This is a genomic window from Leptolyngbya sp. DQ-M1 (genome assembly GCF_039962505.1).
In the GTDB taxonomy this organism is placed as follows: Bacteria; Cyanobacteriota; Cyanobacteriia; order Leptolyngbyales; family Leptolyngbyaceae; genus Leptolyngbya.
In genome coordinates, this window is record NZ_JAMPLJ010000007.1 from 41,293 (window position 1) to 58,472 (window position 17,180).

The following is a 17,180-nucleotide window of genomic DNA, read 5'->3' on the forward strand; positions in this document are numbered from 1 at the left end:
GAAAAGTGCGCCAATTATCAGTTTTCCGAGTATCTTGAAAGCCGAATCCAACAATCCCGGTGTGTTTCTCTGGATTATATATGAGGCTTCTATGGTACGGTGTCAGCTTTTCTTGTTTAGTACGCTGTTGAGCTTATGGTCGATTCGTCCTGCTTCAGCAGAATCTATCTCAAGTTATCTTCTAGCACAGGCGCTACCAGCAACAAACCCGTTACAACAGGCTTTACCTAACAATCAGCAACCCGCACCCACTCCAACGAACGAAACAACTCCAGAATCGTCTAAAGTTCTGGTGCGTCGAATTGAAGTGCAAGGTAGCACAGTGCTTAAGCCTGAGGAGATACAGCGCATTACTCAGCCGATCGAGGGCAAATCCGCCACAGTAGAAGACTTGCAATCGGTTGCAGATGGGATCACACAGCTTTATCTGGAGCGTGGATTCATTACCTCTAGAGCAATTCTTGTTGATCAGACCGTCAAAGAAGGCGTTGTTCAGATTCGAGTCATTGAAGGATCGATCGAGACCATTGAGGTTCGAGGTTTACAGCATTTGCGTGAACAGTATGTCCGCGATCGCTTACAAATCGGAACAAAGCCACCATTCAACAAAAATCGCTTAGAAGACCAACTGCAATTACTTAAAGCTGATCCATTATTTGAAACCGTAGAAGCGAGCCTCAAACCTGGCGAGAATCTTGGACAAAGCATCCTAGCCATACAGATCAAAGAAGCCGCACAACTTCAAGGCTTTATTGGTGCAGACAACTTTTCTCCAGCAAGTGTCGGATCTGAACGATTCAGTACGACTGTAAGCTATCAAAACTTAGCTCGCTCTGGTGACGAATTGAGTGCATCTTACTATCGCACAGCGCAAGGCGGCTCAAATTCGTTCGACTTTAGCTATCAACTGCCTGTGAATGCAATGAATGGTGTTGTTCAGTTGAGAATTGCACCAAGTCGAGGCAGGATTATTGCTCCCAACTTCTCTGCATTTGGTATTCGCAGCAACACGGCTCTCCATGAAATTAGCTATCGACAGCCCTTGATCCGATCGCCGCGTGAGGAACTAGCGCTCTCGCTCGGCTTTACTGTTCAGAATGGTCAAACCTTCTTGTTTCAAGATACGCCTTTTCCATTTGGGATTGGTGCGGATGCAGAAGGCAACAGTCGGACTAGAGTTTTGCAGTTCGGACAGGACTATGTGCGCCGCGATCCGCGAGGGGCTTGGGTACTGCGATCGCAATTCAACTTCGGTCTAAATGTTTTTAACGCGACCGTAAACGACTCCCCGATTCCAGACGGGCGATTTTTTAGCTGGCTCGGACAAGTTCAACGCGTTCAGCGATTGAGCAATGATCATCTTTTGATTGCTCAAGCAGCAATTCAACTATCACCGGATAGTTTGCTGCCTTCACAGCAATTTATCATCGGGGGCGGACAAACGATTCGCGGCTTTCGTCAGAATGCGCGATCGGGAGATAACGGGTTTCGAGTTTCAGTTGAAGACCGCATCACCGTTCAACGGAATGCAGCAGGACTTCCAGTTCTACAACTCGTTCCATTTGTGGATTTTGGCACAGTTTGGAATCGCTCAGACAATCCGAATCTGTTGCCAAGTCAACGTTTTTTATCATCAGGCGGAATTGGGCTGATTTTGGAGCCGATTCCGCGTTTAACGATTCGAGCAGATTATGCAGTGCCCTTTGTCAAACTCAGCGATCGTGGAAACAATGCTCAAGACCAAGGATTTACCTTTAGTGTGGGTTATCGTTTTTGACTTAAATTGAGGGCATTGCTGAATTTGAGTATGAATTTCGGATTCGCCCTCACCCTAGCCCTCTCCCCAGGGAGAGGGAACAAGAGGTTTCTAGCTCCCTTCTCCTTAGGGAGAAGGGTTGGGGATGAGGGCAAACCATACTTGCATTCAGCAATGCCAAATTGAGTAGGTTTATCATTGACGAGATTCAAGAAAAGCGGAATATCAGCTTCAGATACATTGGAATTGCCTTGAGCCAAATCAAGCGATTCAAAATTTATCAATCCGGGTATTATGAAGACCTCAGAAGCCTGAAAACTAACATTACTCATCCAAAAACTTACTGCTCTAGATCATCGTGAACCAACTCACTTCATCTCTCCCGGTGCTTCGTATCCTGCACGATCAGGATTTAGAAGCCTTGATTCAGTTCTCGCATCGATCGACTTACGCACCCAACACGCTGTTGATCCAAAGCGGCACAGCGATCGATCACATCTTTCTGCGTCTGACAGGTCAACTCGCTGCATCTTGGGCGAACTATGAGCATTCTGAATTATTTTCAGTCGGCGAACTTGCAGGAGCAACAAGCTTACTGAGCGATCAACCTGCGCTGATCAGCATTCTTGCAGAGCAATCGTCAGAGGTGTTAGCCATTCCAAAAGCAAGACTTAAGACCGAGTTGAGTCGCGATCGTGGATTTGCTGCCCGTTTTTATCAACTCCTCGCCATCAACTTGTCTGAATACCTGCGCGATTTGAGTACATCTTTGGTACATCGGCAGATTCGAGAAGGAGAACCGCTCCGCAAAGTTCTGATGTTTTTTGCAACGCTGAATGATGCGGATATTGCTTGGATGATGGCAAATGGCAGTGCTGAAAAATCAACAGCAGGCACAATCTTGATTCAGCAAGGTCAGCCTGTGCCCGCCGTGTATTTACTGCTTGATGGCACGGTTGGCATTGATATTTCGATCGCAGGTCAAACACGAGAACTGGCGAAGCGGGGGAAAGGCGATATTTTGGGAGAGATATCGTTTGTCGATGGCGGAGTTGCTTCAGCGAGCGTTAGAGCGGTAGATGAAACCTGGGTGCTCCGGATCTCGCAGGCTCAACTTGCCATGAAACTTCAAGAAGATGCAGCGTTTGCAGGACGGTTCTATCAGGCAACCGCACAAGTTCTGTCGAGTCGCTGTCAAGATCTGCTAATTCGGAGCGGCATTGCCTCTGCCGCGATCGCACAAGATGCTGAAGAACTCGAAGAAGACGAACTTGATTTGGATATTCTTGAGGGCACTGCGATCGCAGGGACTCGCTTTGACTGGATTATTCAGCAACTCCGTCGGTGAGAAGTGAGGGATGGTAGAGCCGTCTCTACCGCCATGCTCACATTCTTTCACGTTAACGATCAATGAGCTTAGAAACCACTCCAACCCATCAGCAAAGATTGAATGGAGACGGGGGAAGGATACAAACGCTGTGCTTCCGCTTGTAAAAGGCTTTCATTGATTGCATCGAAATTTGTGAACGCATACATCTTTTGAATGCTCGTTGAACACAACCGACTATAAATCAATTCAAACAAGGCTTGTAGGGCTTGTGCTTTAGCAACAGGCGTTGGGTAAATCTTGTGATAAGCAGACTGAATCTCCTCGAAGATTGCTGGATGCTGTTGAGCGATGAAATGAGTTGCAAGGTTCTGTAAGTAAAAATTAGCGTGAAGTTTATCTCCAAAAAATCGAAGTTGCTCGGTTCGACCAAAGCGCACGCTAAACGACATTCCCGTCTCGCAGTATTCTAAGTAATGCCAAATGCCAGCAGGCATAAACACGGTTTCACCCGGACAAAGTAGAAAATCATAGCCGTTTGCATAGTGAACAAAAGCAGTTTTGTCGGATTCAGAGAAGTTTTCTAGAAAAACATTACTAAAATTGCCGATGGGACTAAGCTTCTGCGCTTGGTTCGCAGGAATCAGAATCACCCGCTTTGTGCCAAATACTTGATGAAGCAACACTTGACGATAATCCCCGTCAAAGTGGAGATGAGCATAGTTACCCGCATTCCCAAGAAACAGCAGCGATGCAACATCAGAGAAAGTCTCATCTCCATTGATTCGAGCATAGTCCGGGAAATCGAAGCGTTGTCGGATCTCAGGCGGAGTCAGTCCTTCTGTCGCCATTAAGCGAGTGTCTGGATTAGCTTCAATATAGTCAAGATACTGTTGAAATGACCAAAGCTTCTTTTCACGCTGATCCAGCAAAATCGAGGTTTTGAGAACTGACGAAGTAAACTCTTCCTGGACTTCTAACGGCATTGAGCTTAGGTGGATTTTGGCACTCTCGATCGTTCTCAATTCATTCATTGCATCCGATGCAAACAAATCGGTGAGAACGACAGGTTTCTGTTTGAGAAGATAGTCTTGTTCAAACACTTGCACTGAAAGCGCGGAAATTCGTTCAATGTTGTCTAGCGTTTTCATCCTGACTGCTCCGAACTGAGTGATTTTGTAGCTCCTTTTGTTAGTGCGATCGAGGTCATATAAGGAGCCATCCGATTTTGCACAAAATTAAACATGGCAGTATGACGAAGCGGAACTGTCCAAATTCCGTTGCGAATTCCTGCTTGCGCTTGTCGTCGAATCGCTTCAACATAAAGCGGAATGATCCGCCCTCGACGCTGAAAATCCGCCCGAATAAAGCTACAGGTGTAGCGGATTGTATCTGGGTTTAAGCGATGCGTGATCACCCAGCCCACGATAGTTTCTTGATAACGGACTCCTAAGCTATTGAGCGATTCGATCGGTTCTTGTTCTAAAGGGGCAAGATCGGAGGGAATCCAAGTGGCGGTGGTTTGTTGGTGTTGCAAGTACGATCGATCTTCATGCGTGAGTTGATCCCAGGGAAAAATCGTGAAGGTTGCAGGCAGATGAGATTGAGCCATCCAGGGGGCTTGAGCCATTCGATCAATCGTCGATCGTCCCACAAGCATTCGAGTTTGCGGGACTGTCCAACAATACTTTTCTAACAATCGCTCCAGAATCGAAGCCGAAGGTTTCCCGGTCATGTAGACAAGCTGAACTTCAGCACAACCTTGATCGGCTAGAGATTGTTCCAGCGCTCCGAGCAGTGCGGTTCCAATGCCTTGATTTCGAGCCGATTGCATCACAAAAATCGATCGCACTTCTGCTCGCTTTAAGTCTGCTGAAAGTTCTGCCAGAATTAACCCGACCGGACAACCCTCTTTTACCGCTCCGATGGCAATGCAGGAAGTTCCTAAGCATTGGAGGTGCGATCGAAATGCAGGAAAGGTAAAGGCTTGATAAGGAAAGGCTGTAATCGAATTCAGGCGCTCTAGAGTCAGCATATCAATTACCAATACAGTTGCCAAATACCGCGACACTTTAATCCGTGTCCTTGCAGCGTGATTCTGACATCATCCGGTTGAGCTTGCCAAAAGGGTGCAACTTGGTGATAGTAATATCCAGAATGCACAGCCGCATCACCAATCTGATAGCGATAGAGCTGTTTGTCGCGGGTGTCTAGAAGGTTGCGAACTTTCTCTTGAGAGAGACCCAGCGTTTCGCTGCGATGCAAATCCCAAACATACATTCCAGCACCGTTTTGGGGAAGTGCGATCGCCAGGGTAAACGAGATCGGATGATTGAAATCAATGTCATTGTAGGAGGCGCCCCAGTTAAACAATAAATGCGGCGTATCACAGTGAATGGGCGTAGCAATCACACCTGGATTGTACCGTTGCTGAAACCATTCGTCATGCAGCAGTGATTGCGGTTGCTCAAAGCCAGGAAACGATTCAAAAATGTGAAACCCTGGAAGGGCAAAGCCCTCCGGATAGCAAACCGGGGCTTGTAGCATTTGAGAAAGTGTCTCAGCAAGTTGGTCGTAGAGCCAGCCTAAATGATTCCGTAAAACAGGATTCGCTTGAGCAGCAATGTGAGGATAAGGACGCTCTAGATTGTTAGCAATGTCGTAATAGTTGGATGCTCCAAGCGTATAAAACGGTGCGATCGGATGACGTTGAATCCAGTGCGGTCGTAGTGCTGCGATCGTTTCCCTGACCCGCGCACAATCTGATGCCGCCAGAATGTTGATCGATTGAACGACTTCGGAATTGAGTGTGATCATAAACTGGCAACCAGTGCGGGGAAGGTTTTTGTTGATCGGCGATATTCATCCATTGAGGTGATATAGTCTGCCATGCGATGTTTCACAAACTGCACCATTCCTGGGTGGATATAAGGCACAACCCAAGATGCATTTGGAATATCAGGTCGAGTGCAATGGCGGTTAATGGCTTCGGCATAGAGGGGAATGATTCGCCCGCGTTGCTGCAAATCAGGACGAATGTAGCTAGAGCTATAGCAAAGTGTATCGAGGCAAAGCCGCTGAGTAATCATCCAGCCGACAACTTCGCCTTGATAGCGTAATCCTAAACTATTGAGGGGTTCCATTGAGGCTTCATACTCAAATGGACTCAAGCTAGAGGGATACCAATCTGCGCCTAACAATGCGGCTCGGTCTGCTAAAGTCAGTTCCGTCCAAGGAAAAATCTCAAACGATCGTGGTAAAACCGCTCGTTGTACCCAAGATGCTTGCTGCATGGCTTGCGGAGTACAGCGACAAATCAGCATTCGAGGTTCAGGATCAGCCCAACCACATTTTTCTAAAACTCGTTCTAGTGCTTTAGCCGTTTGCTTACCCGCTGCATAAACTAAGTAAGTTTCCTGACAACCGAGGCTAATTAAGGCTTGCTCGATGCGATCGATTAATCGAGTGGCAATACCTTGATTGCGATACTCAGCTTTGACAAACAGAGAAAGGATTTTTGCGGACTGTGCTTGAACTTCTGCGAGAATCAGTCCAACAGGTTGATTATTCTCGCTGGCACCGATCGCGATCATCTGACGACCTAAGCCGACGCTTTGCAGCATTGCTTGGAACTTCGGGAAAGTCATCGTCCGAAACGGAGGCGCAGAAAACAAGTTTAATGATTCAAAGGTAATCATAGTTAAACCTAGAGAGATGAAATCATTTGAGCCACGCTATTCGGCACGGTTAGATCAATCGGTTGCACTATCTCAGGCTTCTTAAAATCAAGCAGCAAAACAATCCGATTTGTGTTGCCGCGATGCCAGACTTCATGTTCGATCGTGTCATCGAAGACCAGACATTTCCCTTCTTGCCACTGTCGAGTTTCAGTTCCAACGCGCATCGAACAGCCTTCAGGCACCACTAATCCCAGATGACAGCGCAGAACCGCGCTGGTATAGCCTGTATGCGGCAAAATGTGGGTTCCTGGCTGTAAACAAGAAAATCCTGCGGTGGTCAGGTTGGGAACTTGCTCAAGGATTGCTGTAGTTTGAGGGCAACGCTGACAATTCTCATCGAGTCTGCGTCCAAACGCATAAAAGCCGAAGACCTCCCAAGCCCCCTGATACAAAAATCGTTCTGCCCACGGCATGAACTGAGCCGCTTGAAGTTGCTCAAGCTCCTGACGAATGATCAACCAATTCGCTTCGAGCAAAGCAGTAAATGGAAAGTGAGCGGGGTCAAAAAACATAACAATGTACCTTTGCGAATCACCAATATAGTTGCCAGCATCCACGACTGAATAATCCGTGTCCTTGTAACGTAATTCGATCGTCATCTGGTTTTAAGTTAGAACCCGGTGCAGCCTGATGTAATGTCAATCCAGAATGCACAACCAATGATCCAATCTCATACGGGTAAAAGCGCTGCTCACGAGATTGAATGAGTTGCTGCAATGCGGCTGAATCGGGCATTTCTGATTGCTCAACATTCCAAACATTCAACCCTCCACCCGACTGCGGGAGTGAGATGGGTAAGGTGAAGGAGATTGGATTGGTAAAATTCGTATCCTCTGCATCCCACTGCAATTGTTGATACTGTAAATCGATGTGAATCGAAGCGATCGGAAACTCAAAAAGAACGCACGATAGATAGATATGAAACCCAGGTAGTGCAAACGAGTGATTGTAGTTGATTGGTGCTCCTAAATGTTGAGCAAGAACAGTTCCTAAGCGTTGATACAACCAAGCAAACCGACTAGAGAGTAATAGATTCGATCGCTGTGCAGATTGCGGATATTGCTCATTTTCAGCAGCATCGAGATAGCTTGCTGCTCCCAGCGTGTAAAACGGTAGAAACGGATTGCGCCGTGTCCAATCCTGCTTCAATTCATAAATCACTGAGCGAATCGTTTGACATTCGGATTCACTCAACATCGGAATGCTGTGAAACGTTTGAAAGGCATCTATTTGTGTCGAGGGTTTCATCATGCCAACATCCAAGCTTGAGAAGTTGATTTTGGATCAAGTAACCAGAGCAACATCAACCCGATACCAGCAACGCCATCGAGTAAGCCAGGAATGATTCTGCGTTCTGAAAACTCGTGCAATCGCCAGTAACCGCGCCGCTCATAAAATGTCGTAGTTGCAACTGCGGCTTGGATTGCAGCTTCCCACAATTCCGGGCGATTTAATTGCTGGGCTGCTTTTGCCAGAAACACAATTCGCCCCGCTTCACCACAGCATAAATGATGTTGTGCTTTGCCAAGATGCTTTTGAGTTGCTGCGATCGCTCGTTCGATATCCATCCAAATCTCCGCTTCATCTTCCAGCACTCCCAAGCTTCCCAATCGTGCTAAACCAATTCCCGGAGCGCCTGCACACCAGCCTGTCATAAACTGAGTGTGTCCAATCGGCTGACGAAAATCCGCCCAATCTTGCTGCTCGATCGCAAAGTTCTGCTGCTCGAATGCGATTCCGCGCTGAGCCGACTCCTTAAAGCGTGAATCACCTGTTATTGCATAAAGCTGCAACAACGCATAGCTAATTCCTGCCGCACCATGTCCCATTCCCATCAACGGACGCTCAAACTCAGGAATAAACCATCCGGCTGCTGCTCCCGAAGCTTGGGACTTGAGAATCGGAGTGGCAAGATCAATGGCTCGATCGACTAATCTTTGATCTGGATGCAGTCGGTGTAGATGCAGCAAGGTGAGCAATCCTCCAGCCGCGCCACACAGAATATCTGGATTAGTTTCTCGCAGTAGCTTCTCTGGGGTTAGCTTGAGAGCGATCGACAGAGCTTGCTTAATCAAGCTGCGATCGTTGAGGCATCGCCCGGTTTCCGTCAAAGCATAGATGCCTAACCCAATCCCGTGATATCCCGAAACGGGAAGGTCATTCCACAATCCCGCTTGGCTGAATTGCTCTAGCATTGAGAAAGTAAATTTCATTCCTCCTCGCGCTAAACGGGCGTATTGTTCGTTTCCGGTGTGTCGAGCGAGATTGGCAAACAATAAGCTTGTTCCTGCTGCTCCCGCTGCGTGCCACGGATAATGATGCACTGGAGCGACCATTGCAGAGTTGTTAGTTCGTCCTAAACTAAGCCAACTACTACCCTCCATATGATTTAGGGCTAGATTTGTCAGAACTTCTGCGATCGCGCTTAGGTGCGTCTCTAACTTCAGTATCGGATCAGTGGCTTCTGTTTCGGCTACCGCAGCATTTAATGGAACCCAACCATTGAGTTGTAACCATTCAGCATTCAATGTTTGATTCAGCCAAGCGGGTTTTGAGGTTTGATTCGGGGCTGCTTCTAGATTCAGTGCCATGGCTAACGAAACCCGCAAAAGTTCCGCTTGCCAAATTAAGTCTTCTTCAGAAGCATCTTCTAAACGCTGCTGCATCTGTTGAAAGCTTGGCTGTTGAACAAAGGCAGGATAGAGGGTGCCCTCACTAGAATAAATGTCGATCGAAGCAGGCGACCCATAGAAACTAGGAATGTTGAGCCAGCGTAAACACTGCCGTTCTTCATCGACGATCGCTTGAGTCGGAGCTAGACTGGCACAGGTCGGACTCAGTTCACTCAAAGACTCTAATGCCACAAAAAAGGCTGCACCACTGGTAAGCTGATCGGGTGCTACACTCCAGGCTAGTAATCCAGAATAATCGCTCGTGTCGCGCACTAAAACACGAGTTTGAACCGAGTAGAATGCCTGCAATGGGCTTTCTTCTGAAAGTAAATACTTGCGATGCTGAAGTAACGTTCGATAAACCGCAGCAAAACCTTGTACAACATTAGGTAAAAAGCGATCGACCGAAATTCGCTGATCATTCAATCGCGGTAAGCTCTGATCAAAATGCAGAGGTTGAGCGGTGCGTTTGAGTGTTAGTCGATCGGTATTGATGTTGCTCCAAGCTGAAACCGCAGTATGCCAGGGGCGATCTCCACTGCCATTGATCCCACTGGCAGCAAAAAGAATCTGATCAAAATCTCCAGACCGCCAATAGGTTGACATTCCGGTTGATAGCATCGAAAACAAACTCGAAGGTAAAAGATACTTCGGCAGATGTTTCCATTCACGTGCGGGAACATGAACTCCACTCGTCAGTAGCGCTTCTAAGTCGATCGGAACTGGATATTCACCACATGGAATAAAGTTTTCATAGTGAAAATCCACGCCACACAGGAAGTAAGCCAGCGCAACATGCCCGCCTTGACGTTGATAGTATCGAGCGATCGCTGCTTCAGAATCACAAGATTGAGTCGCAACAAATTCTGTCCAGCCATATTCAACACGATCAAGAATTTTGAGTGTCTTAAATGTCGGTGTGCTTCCGGTTTGATTTAACCAATCGATCAAGTGATAGAAGGCATGATCGATCGCTAAGCTCCGAGGCTTATAAATTAGTTTAGTTTGATCGCTCACTTGAACAAGACAGACTGTTCGCCCTCCTTGATGGGAATCAGACAATCCGGGAAACAATGCTGCGATCGACGAAGTACGATCACAGTCAAAGACTTGAGCCAGATCGACTATATCCTGCTTAAATCGTGTTAGTAATTCGATGATTGAACTGGCAACTTGTTGAGTTGCAACGGCTAAAAGCCGCCCTAATACTGGATATTGCAGCAATAGCTCTGTGAGTCCTGCTGAATTTCCTAAAACTTGCTCAGCAAAATATTGATACCGTAGCTCTGGAGTGTCACCCAGCAGTTTGCCTTTGAAGCTGTGTTGCTTGACTTCATAAGCAATAGTGCGTGCTGATAGCTCCGACAATCGCCAAACTAGATATCGTCCGATCGTTTCGATCGCATTCCAACTTAATAAGTCTGGTTGCTGTGACTGAATTTCCCGCAGTGCCCATGTGACAAAAGGATGTAGAAACTGTGGAAACAATGGCAGTGCGTCAAGATTGATATCATACTGCTGCAATTCTGCTTCTGTCCAGGCTTGCAGTTGTGCAACACTAAGAATCGGTTGCTTAAAGTTGTCAACTTGTAGAATGGCTTCTAACACGATCGCCCAATCTGGAAGGGATGCATCCTCAGGAAGCTTCCGTGGTGTCAGAAACGCGATCGCACTGTCTTGATCCAGTTCTAACTGCTGTAAACGTTTCTCGAACGCATTTGGATCAGCCTGTCGCATCCCTAACCGTTTCTGCCAGCGAAGGAACAACTGTTCCGCACCCTGTCGATCGCTCGATAAATGAGCATCACAAATCGTTGACCATTCATCGGGAAGTAAGGCTTTTTCCGTCAGCGATCGAGCAATGGAAATTTGCAGGGGTTGGGCAATCATGGGCAGCTAGGACATATGTTGATCGATCATGCGATCGCAAATTGATCGCAAACTGGCACTATCTGTGAAGGTTTCTTCGTCATAGACAATGTAGCCACGAGGAACTTCTGGTGTTGCTTTACAAGGACTGATTAATTGAATCGATCGCGTGACGAGATTGATCAAAAATCCACTCACACAAGCGATCGTGCCGTCGATCACAGGTTGTTTTCGCACTGTCCCGAATGTCCGTCCTGCATTAATTTTGGGAGCAAGTTCAGCTTTAAACGGAAACTGCGTGATCACAACTGCTTCTGGATTTTGTGGCACAATCCCGACAAACGCCAACTCTTCAGCCGTGAATTCTTTATACACGCGATCGAGCGTTTTGGCTGACAAAATTGATAGCCGATTCAACTTACATCCTTTTTCGAGCGAATGCTTGAGCAGCGATCGCAACCGTTCAGGATATTTCGTTGGTTGTGCTGTGGTAGTTTGCGGAAAAATTCCTAAAACATCATGAAACTCAGCCGCAAATTGTTCATAATCAGGATTATCAAGCGGATCAGTCGCCCAATAGCAAAATCCTGCACTGGCAGCCGTTCCAAGTAAATCTTGTAGTACCTGAAGCATCGATCTCCAGAGCTTTGCATTTTCCGGTGTGTAGTAGAAATTATTTTGTAGCGACGAAGCGGAGATCGCACAAAACGAGCAACCCACTGAGCAACCTTGACTCAGTTCAAAACACACAGGAACGTGCGCTAGATTTGCAGCGATCGCAGGCATCTCGCACTGAGTGCGCTCAATTCGCCGCGATCGCCAAGCTCGATACTTGGCATGACTCGATTGAGCGCTGATTGATCGGAGTTCCGACCAATGTAATCGCTCTTGACCAAATGCAAAGAAATGCTGAAGCGTCTCGGAAATCGTTCCAGACTGATGCGTCCAGAGTGATTCAACATCTTGTATCGCTACGGCAAGTCCAGCTTGTTGAATCGCCTCACCCGGATTGCTTTGCAGCGCTTCCCGAAAGCTACGATCGACGCAATATTTTTCCAAGAATCGTTTGAGATGGCTCGTAGTCGAGAGGCGTTGTTGCAACGCTGCATCCGACAGATCACACCAAGATTGCGTCTGTGTTCCTGCCCATTGCTTCAAATTCTGGCGCAGGGATACCGCATCAATCAAGCCAATGTTACTAGAAAAAAGGGAAGCACTCATAAAAGTCATCTGATTAAAAATAGCTCCCCAATTTCAAACACTGATTTCAGGGAGCTAGGATTCAGCACAATGTCTGACTTGGCTCGAAGGAACTCATTCAGACGATCGAAATGCTGCTTGACGCAAGTTAGGGATTAGCACTTGCCCTTTGAACTTGCAACTGTGCCACCTGCTGTTGAGATACCCGATGCTACACCGCCTGCAACTCCTAAACCGCCAGCAATAATTCCAGTGACGGCTGTTCCAACTGCACTAAAGGCTAAAGCAGCAGCAGCGATTCCGAACCCTCCGGCAGCGACTCCTGTAACTGCACCAGCAGATCCACAGCCGACGCCCCATTGTGCGCCTTTAGACAGTCCACCCGCAACCCCTTCAAGATCCATATCGCTCAGTTCTGAGTCATTCGGGTTCGCAGGCAAAATCATGTGGCGCACTTCTGGAGTGTTTTCATAGACATTGACGGTCATCTCTTCTGGGAGCGTTACGCCCGTCGCATCTTGAATTGCAGCTTTCGGCTCAGCTAGCAATTGCGTCTTGAACTCACTGTCTGCCCAGGCTCGCTTCATCACTTTCCCTGCAACCGGATCAAGCGCTTCAGGGTCAGCCCCTTCAAAAATCGCTTGCTCAGGCAAAATAAAGTTGAGGCAGTTTGCCGTGTTCTCATGCACTTTAACGTCAACTTGGTCGGAAATGTCCAAACCAAACTCAGACAAGACAGGCTTCGGATCGCTCAATAAGCGATTTTTGAGCGCTTCATCGCTCCATACCTGCTCTAGTGCTTCTTGAATTGTTTGCATTGTCAAGCTCCTAATATAGATTGAGGCTCTTCGCTATTAAATGCGATCGCACTCATTCCAGTGTTGCGTTTCCTTGGTTAAACATTGCATTTCTTTCGATCCCGTTCGAGAACTAAGAAATCGCAAGTCCCTCGGTGTTGATTTCGCCACGATCGAGGGGTTTGTCCATAGATTTGCCGAAACTGGCGAAAGAAATTGCAAACATTCAAATAGCCCACCGATCGCGCAATCTCCTCAATGGAGCGATCTGTTTCAATCAATAAAGCCGATGCAGCTTTCATTCGACGCTGTATCAACCAACTATGCAATGATTGCCCAGTTTGCTTGCGGACAAGGTGAGTTAGATAAGTCGATGAATATCCAACCGCCTCAGCAACATCTTTTAGCCCAATCTCTTCTGTGTAATGCGCTTCGAGAAAGTCAAATACAACTTGAAGCCGGGCAGACACAGTGGGAAAAATCGTTGAATCTGATGGAACTGTCGATTGAGCGGCATACCATTGCTTTAGTTTGGCTTGGCGATCGATGCGGACTGTGATCACTCGCAGTAATTCTGCGATCGAAGGCTGAATCAGATAGTCATCTGCACCGAGTTCCATCCCCCGGCGATAGTCCTCTGTAGTCGCTTGATCGCTTAGAAAAATAAAAGGAATAGGTAACGTTGCGGTCTGTTGACGCAGCGAAGCCAAAAGCTCAAATCCGTCCAGATTCGAGGAATTCACGCCACAGAGAATCAAATGAGGCAACCATTGATGTGCTGTTTGCATTGCCATCTGTGCGGTTTCACAGCCGATCGCGTGAAATTCTTCAGCTTCAAGACATTGAATTAACTGTTCTCTAGCTTTCCTCTCAGTTTCAATTACCAAGATTTTGTTCATTTTCCTACACCACTTGCCGAGCAATTAACTGAGAAAACAAGCCATTCTGCTTTGCTAACTGATCAAAATTTCCGACCTGCACGACTCTCCCTGCCTGCAAGACATAAATGCGATCGGCATTACGAATCGTACTGAGGCGATGAGCAATCACAATCCGCGTTACATTCAGTCGATCGAGGCTTTCACTAACGATCGCTTGAGTCCGGTTGTCTAGCGCACTGGTCGCTTCATCAAAAAATAAAATCCGAGGTTTCAGCACCAGCGCTCGTGCAATAATCAATCGCTGCCGTTGTCCACCAGAAAGATTGCTGCCACCTTCGCTGATGACGGTGTGCATTCCCATCGGCATTGCCTGAATATCTTCGGCAAATCCCGCCATTTGTGCGGCTTCCCAGGCTTCGTCCATTGTGACTTGAGCGCCAGACGCAATGTTGTCAAAGATTGAGGCAGAGTTAATTCGGGCATTTTGTAAAACAACACCAATTTGACGACGCACTGCATAGATATCCAACCCTGCCAAATCTTGTCCATCATAGAAAATGCTGCCTAGCTCTGGAGTATCAAACCCCAGTAAAAGTCGCAGAATGGTTGACTTACCACTTCCAGAAGGGCCGATCAAGGCAATAAATTCACCGGGATTTGCTTCTAAACTGACATCATCAAGCGTCAGTGCTCCGTCCATTCGATAGCGAAACACTACATGATCAATCTTAATACCTCCAGCGAGTCTACCTGGATCAGCTTTACTTTGATCGACTTCTGGAAGTTCTTCGAGAATCGGCTTGGCTCGTTTCCAAAGCGGAATTACTGACAGAATACTGAGAGTGGTATTGCTCAGACTGGTAGCACCACTAATAAAGGTTCCAAATGCAGAACTAAATGCTAGAAATGTACCTGTTGACATTGGCTCTGCATCTAATGCAGTCTCAGGTTTTGTCAGCATTCCTACCACAAACCAGTACAGCGCGATCGAGGTTAAGGTCGGCATGATTGTATTGAACAATATCACCACATCTTCGATCAATTGAGTGCTTATCTCTAGCTTAATCTGCTGACTATATCGACGACTCCAGTAAGCGAACGCTCGTTCTTCAGCTCCGGCAACCCGCAGCTTCGAGATGCCATTAATCAATTGCACAACCAAACCAAAAATGGTTCCTTGTAGCTCTAGCAGCGGACGCTGTTTACGAAGCAGCAGCACGCCTGAAACAGTGGTAACAATGATCGAGATCAGCGCGACGACGATGGCTACGATCGACAGCTTAAAGCTATAGAACATCAGCAATCCCAGATTCAGCAGCGAGAAAAATCCGCTAAACAGGGTTCTTAAAGTCGTACTGCTCAACTGTTGCCGAATGCTACTGATTGCGGTGACGCGAGACTGCAAATCTCCAACCGAGTACCGCCGAAAAAATCCCATGCGGAGATTAAGCAATCGATCCCACACCGCAGCTTGCGTGGTTGCATCTGAAGCGGTTTCCGATCGCAAACTTGCAAACGTTTGAGTAAGCTGAAACATCGTCGAACCAAATGCAGTCGCTGCGAGTCCTAATGCAAGCTGAAGCACTAAGCTACGATCGCTGTTCGGAATTGCTGAATCCATCAAAATTCCAGTCGCTTGGGGTACAACCATGCCCAATACCGACCCCACAATACCCATCACGATTACAGTGGCAAAGTCTTTGAAGCGTCCTCTGCCTGCAAATCGGATTAAATCGCCCGCATTCAGCAATGTTGCGGGTAGGGGGCGGTAAAACATCACGCTTTCCGGGGCTAAAGTTGCAGCCACTTCAGGAGTCACAAGCGATCGGGATTGGTCTGTGGGATCAAACAAGTCGTAACGCGCTCCCCGAATCGGTAACAAAGTGACCGGAGATTGATCCGCCTTGCGATAGGCGAGCAGTGCGCCCGCATCTTGCCGCCACCAATCACCTCGCAACAACACCCGACGGCTGCGAATTCGAGACGATCGCACGATCGCTTCTAAGGGATCTTTCAGCCGCGATAAATTTTCTGATTTTGCCGGGGGACGGATCTCGATGTTGAGCGATCGACCAATTGCACCCATCGCAATCAGTAAGGCATCGCCTTCAAAAAAAGACCGCTTCTGTTTCGGGATCAAAATCGAAGCTAACTCACCAAAGGCAGATTCGGTCACTTGCTGATTCAGCCGTTCTTTTTCCGCAAAACGCTGAAGTTCTGATTGGGCTTCTTGTTGTTCTAGGCAAGCAATTGCATCGAAGACAACCGCGTGGAACACGGCTAGGCTGGATAAAATTTGATTCCAGTTCAAATCTTGAGTCGCGCTGATCGTCAGGGTCGATCGCTGTTCTGCTTTAATCCAAGCGTGATGACTAAGGGGAAACCTACCTGTTTCTACATCTAGCGACTTTAGCCCCATCCAGGAGAAGCATCCGGTCTGCACTTGCAACCAATCAATCTCAGAGGATTGGTAAGTCTGACCTGCTTCTAATTCCAATGATGAAAGAGATTGACCAGTCGCTGTGTTTTTTGTGTAAGCGATTGTATTTTCAGACTGAAGGGCAGCACTGAGATGATCAATCCAAGCTTCAAGAAGTGCAGTCGGGTTAATCTGAAAATCGCCCTTCTCAGTTGAAATCGTATACTGTAGCAATTCTGTTGGTTCGATCGGTACCACTAAAAGCTGTCGATCGCTCTCCTCCAATTCAGAATTAAACAATGCCGCGCCCGCTTCTAAGCTAAACAAATAGCGTCGAGCCGCCGCAGGAGTTCCCTGTCCGACCGACACTGCAAACACTGCCACAGAGCCAGACCGAATCCACCAGAACGTTTTATCTGAATCAGCGAGAAATAAAGGCTGATTCGCAGTGATGTTTTTAATGCTTCCAGTCGCTTTGGCAAAAAATGAGTTCAGCATGAATCAAATCGCAGATAGAAC

13 protein-coding genes are annotated in these 17,180 nt (G+C 47.3%); 2 read left to right on the forward strand and 11 right to left on the reverse strand.

Annotated features, from left to right (window positions below; translation table 11 throughout):
- Window positions 1–34: 34 nt before the first annotated feature.
- Together NC981_RS19920 and NC981_RS19925 are read left to right on the forward strand one after the other, a co-directional pair.
- Complete coding sequence (locus tag NC981_RS19920) at window positions 35–1,777, forward strand: ShlB/FhaC/HecB family hemolysin secretion/activation protein (RefSeq protein ID WP_348244532.1); 1,743 nt, start codon at window positions 35–37, stop codon at window positions 1,775–1,777.
- A 337-nt stretch (window positions 1,778–2,114) separates the two neighbouring features.
- Window positions 2,115–3,104: a cyclic nucleotide-binding domain-containing protein gene (locus NC981_RS19925; RefSeq protein ID WP_348244533.1), complete on the forward strand. Its 990-nt coding sequence runs from the start codon at window positions 2,115–2,117 to the stop codon at window positions 3,102–3,104.
- Between the two features lie 68 nt (window positions 3,105–3,172).
- Here NC981_RS19925 and NC981_RS19930 read toward each other — a convergent pair whose 3' ends face one another.
- The 11 genes from NC981_RS19930 to NC981_RS19980 all read right to left on the reverse strand — a co-directional run bounded on the left by NC981_RS19930 (window position 3,173) and on the right by NC981_RS19980 (window position 17,159).
- On the reverse strand, window positions 3,173–4,234 hold the full coding sequence (locus NC981_RS19930; protein WP_348244534.1) for a cupin-like domain-containing protein: 1,062 nt from the start codon (window positions 4,232–4,234) through the stop codon (window positions 3,173–3,175).
- The gene (locus NC981_RS19935) at window positions 4,231–5,118 is read right to left on the reverse strand and encodes a GNAT family N-acetyltransferase (RefSeq protein ID WP_348244535.1); all 888 of its coding nucleotides are present in this window, start codon (window positions 5,116–5,118) and stop codon (window positions 4,231–4,233) included. Before NC981_RS19935 ends, NC981_RS19930 begins: the two co-directional genes overlap by 4 nt.
- A 5-nt stretch (window positions 5,119–5,123) precedes the next feature.
- Window positions 5,124–5,900, reverse strand: a complete 777-nt coding sequence (locus NC981_RS19940; protein WP_348244536.1) for a hypothetical protein — start codon at window positions 5,898–5,900, stop codon at window positions 5,124–5,126.
- A complete protein-coding gene (locus NC981_RS19945) occupies window positions 5,897–6,781 on the reverse strand; it encodes a GNAT family N-acetyltransferase (protein WP_348244537.1) in 885 nt (294 codons plus the stop codon). Before NC981_RS19945 ends, NC981_RS19940 begins: the two co-directional genes overlap by 4 nt.
- An 8-nt stretch (window positions 6,782–6,789) precedes the next feature.
- Window positions 6,790–7,335: an aspartyl/asparaginyl beta-hydroxylase domain-containing protein gene (locus NC981_RS19950; RefSeq protein WP_348244538.1), complete on the reverse strand. Its 546-nt coding sequence runs from the start codon at window positions 7,333–7,335 to the stop codon at window positions 6,790–6,792.
- 19 nt (window positions 7,336–7,354) lie between these two features.
- Window positions 7,355–8,074 (reverse strand): hypothetical protein, encoded by a 720-nt coding sequence (locus NC981_RS19955; protein WP_348244539.1) that lies wholly within the window; start codon window positions 8,072–8,074, stop codon window positions 7,355–7,357.
- A complete protein-coding gene (gene lanM, locus NC981_RS19960) occupies window positions 8,071–11,385 on the reverse strand; it encodes a type 2 lanthipeptide synthetase LanM (protein WP_348244540.1) in 3,315 nt (1,104 codons plus the stop codon). Before lanM ends, NC981_RS19955 begins: the two co-directional genes overlap by 4 nt.
- A 6-nt stretch (window positions 11,386–11,391) precedes the next feature.
- Window positions 11,392–12,585, reverse strand: coding sequence for a radical SAM family RiPP maturation amino acid epimerase (locus NC981_RS19965; RefSeq protein WP_348244541.1), 1,194 nt, complete (start codon window positions 12,583–12,585; stop codon window positions 11,392–11,394).
- 134 nt (window positions 12,586–12,719) lie between these two features.
- Window positions 12,720–13,382, reverse strand: a complete 663-nt coding sequence (locus NC981_RS19970) for an NHLP leader peptide family RiPP precursor (RefSeq protein ID WP_190375283.1) — start codon at window positions 13,380–13,382, stop codon at window positions 12,720–12,722.
- A gap of 77 nt (window positions 13,383–13,459) precedes the next feature.
- Window positions 13,460–14,260, reverse strand: a complete 801-nt coding sequence (locus NC981_RS19975) for a helix-turn-helix domain-containing protein (RefSeq protein WP_348244542.1) — start codon at window positions 14,258–14,260, stop codon at window positions 13,460–13,462.
- 4 nt (window positions 14,261–14,264) lie between these two features.
- Window positions 14,265–17,159: an NHLP bacteriocin export ABC transporter permease/ATPase subunit gene (locus NC981_RS19980; RefSeq protein ID WP_348244543.1), complete on the reverse strand. Its 2,895-nt coding sequence runs from the start codon at window positions 17,157–17,159 to the stop codon at window positions 14,265–14,267.
- Window positions 17,160–17,180: the final 21 nt, after the last annotated feature.

Bases quoted from the DNA above. Each gene is read 5' to 3' on its own strand.
- NC981_RS19940 (WP_348244536.1), bottom strand. From the start codon at position 5,900: ATGATCACACTCAATTCCGAAGTCGTTCAATCGATCAACATTCTGGCG.
- NC981_RS19975 (WP_348244542.1), bottom strand. From the start codon at position 14,260: ATGAACAAAATCTTGGTAATTGAAACTGAGAGGAAAGCTAGAGAACAG.
- lanM (WP_348244540.1), bottom strand. From the start codon at position 11,385: ATGATTGCCCAACCCCTGCAAATTTCCATTGCTCGATCGCTGACGGAA.
- NC981_RS19980 (WP_348244543.1), bottom strand. From the start codon at position 17,159: ATGCTGAACTCATTTTTTGCCAAAGCGACTGGAAGCATTAAAAACATC.
- NC981_RS19935 (WP_348244535.1), bottom strand. From the start codon at position 5,118: ATGCTGACTCTAGAGCGCCTGAATTCGATTACAGCCTTTCCTTATCAA.
- NC981_RS19955 (WP_348244539.1), bottom strand. From the start codon at position 8,074: ATGATGAAACCCTCGACACAAATAGATGCCTTTCAAACGTTTCACAGC.
- NC981_RS19950 (WP_348244538.1), bottom strand. From the start codon at position 7,335: ATGTTTTTTGACCCCGCTCACTTTCCATTTACTGCTTTGCTCGAAGCG.
- NC981_RS19945 (WP_348244537.1), bottom strand. From the start codon at position 6,781: ATGATTACCTTTGAATCATTAAACTTGTTTTCTGCGCCTCCGTTTCGG.
- NC981_RS19965 (WP_348244541.1), bottom strand. From the start codon at position 12,585: ATGAGTGCTTCCCTTTTTTCTAGTAACATTGGCTTGATTGATGCGGTA.
- NC981_RS19970 (WP_190375283.1), bottom strand. From the start codon at position 13,382: ATGCAAACAATTCAAGAAGCACTAGAGCAGGTATGGAGCGATGAAGCG.
- NC981_RS19930 (WP_348244534.1), bottom strand. From the start codon at position 4,234: ATGAAAACGCTAGACAACATTGAACGAATTTCCGCGCTTTCAGTGCAA.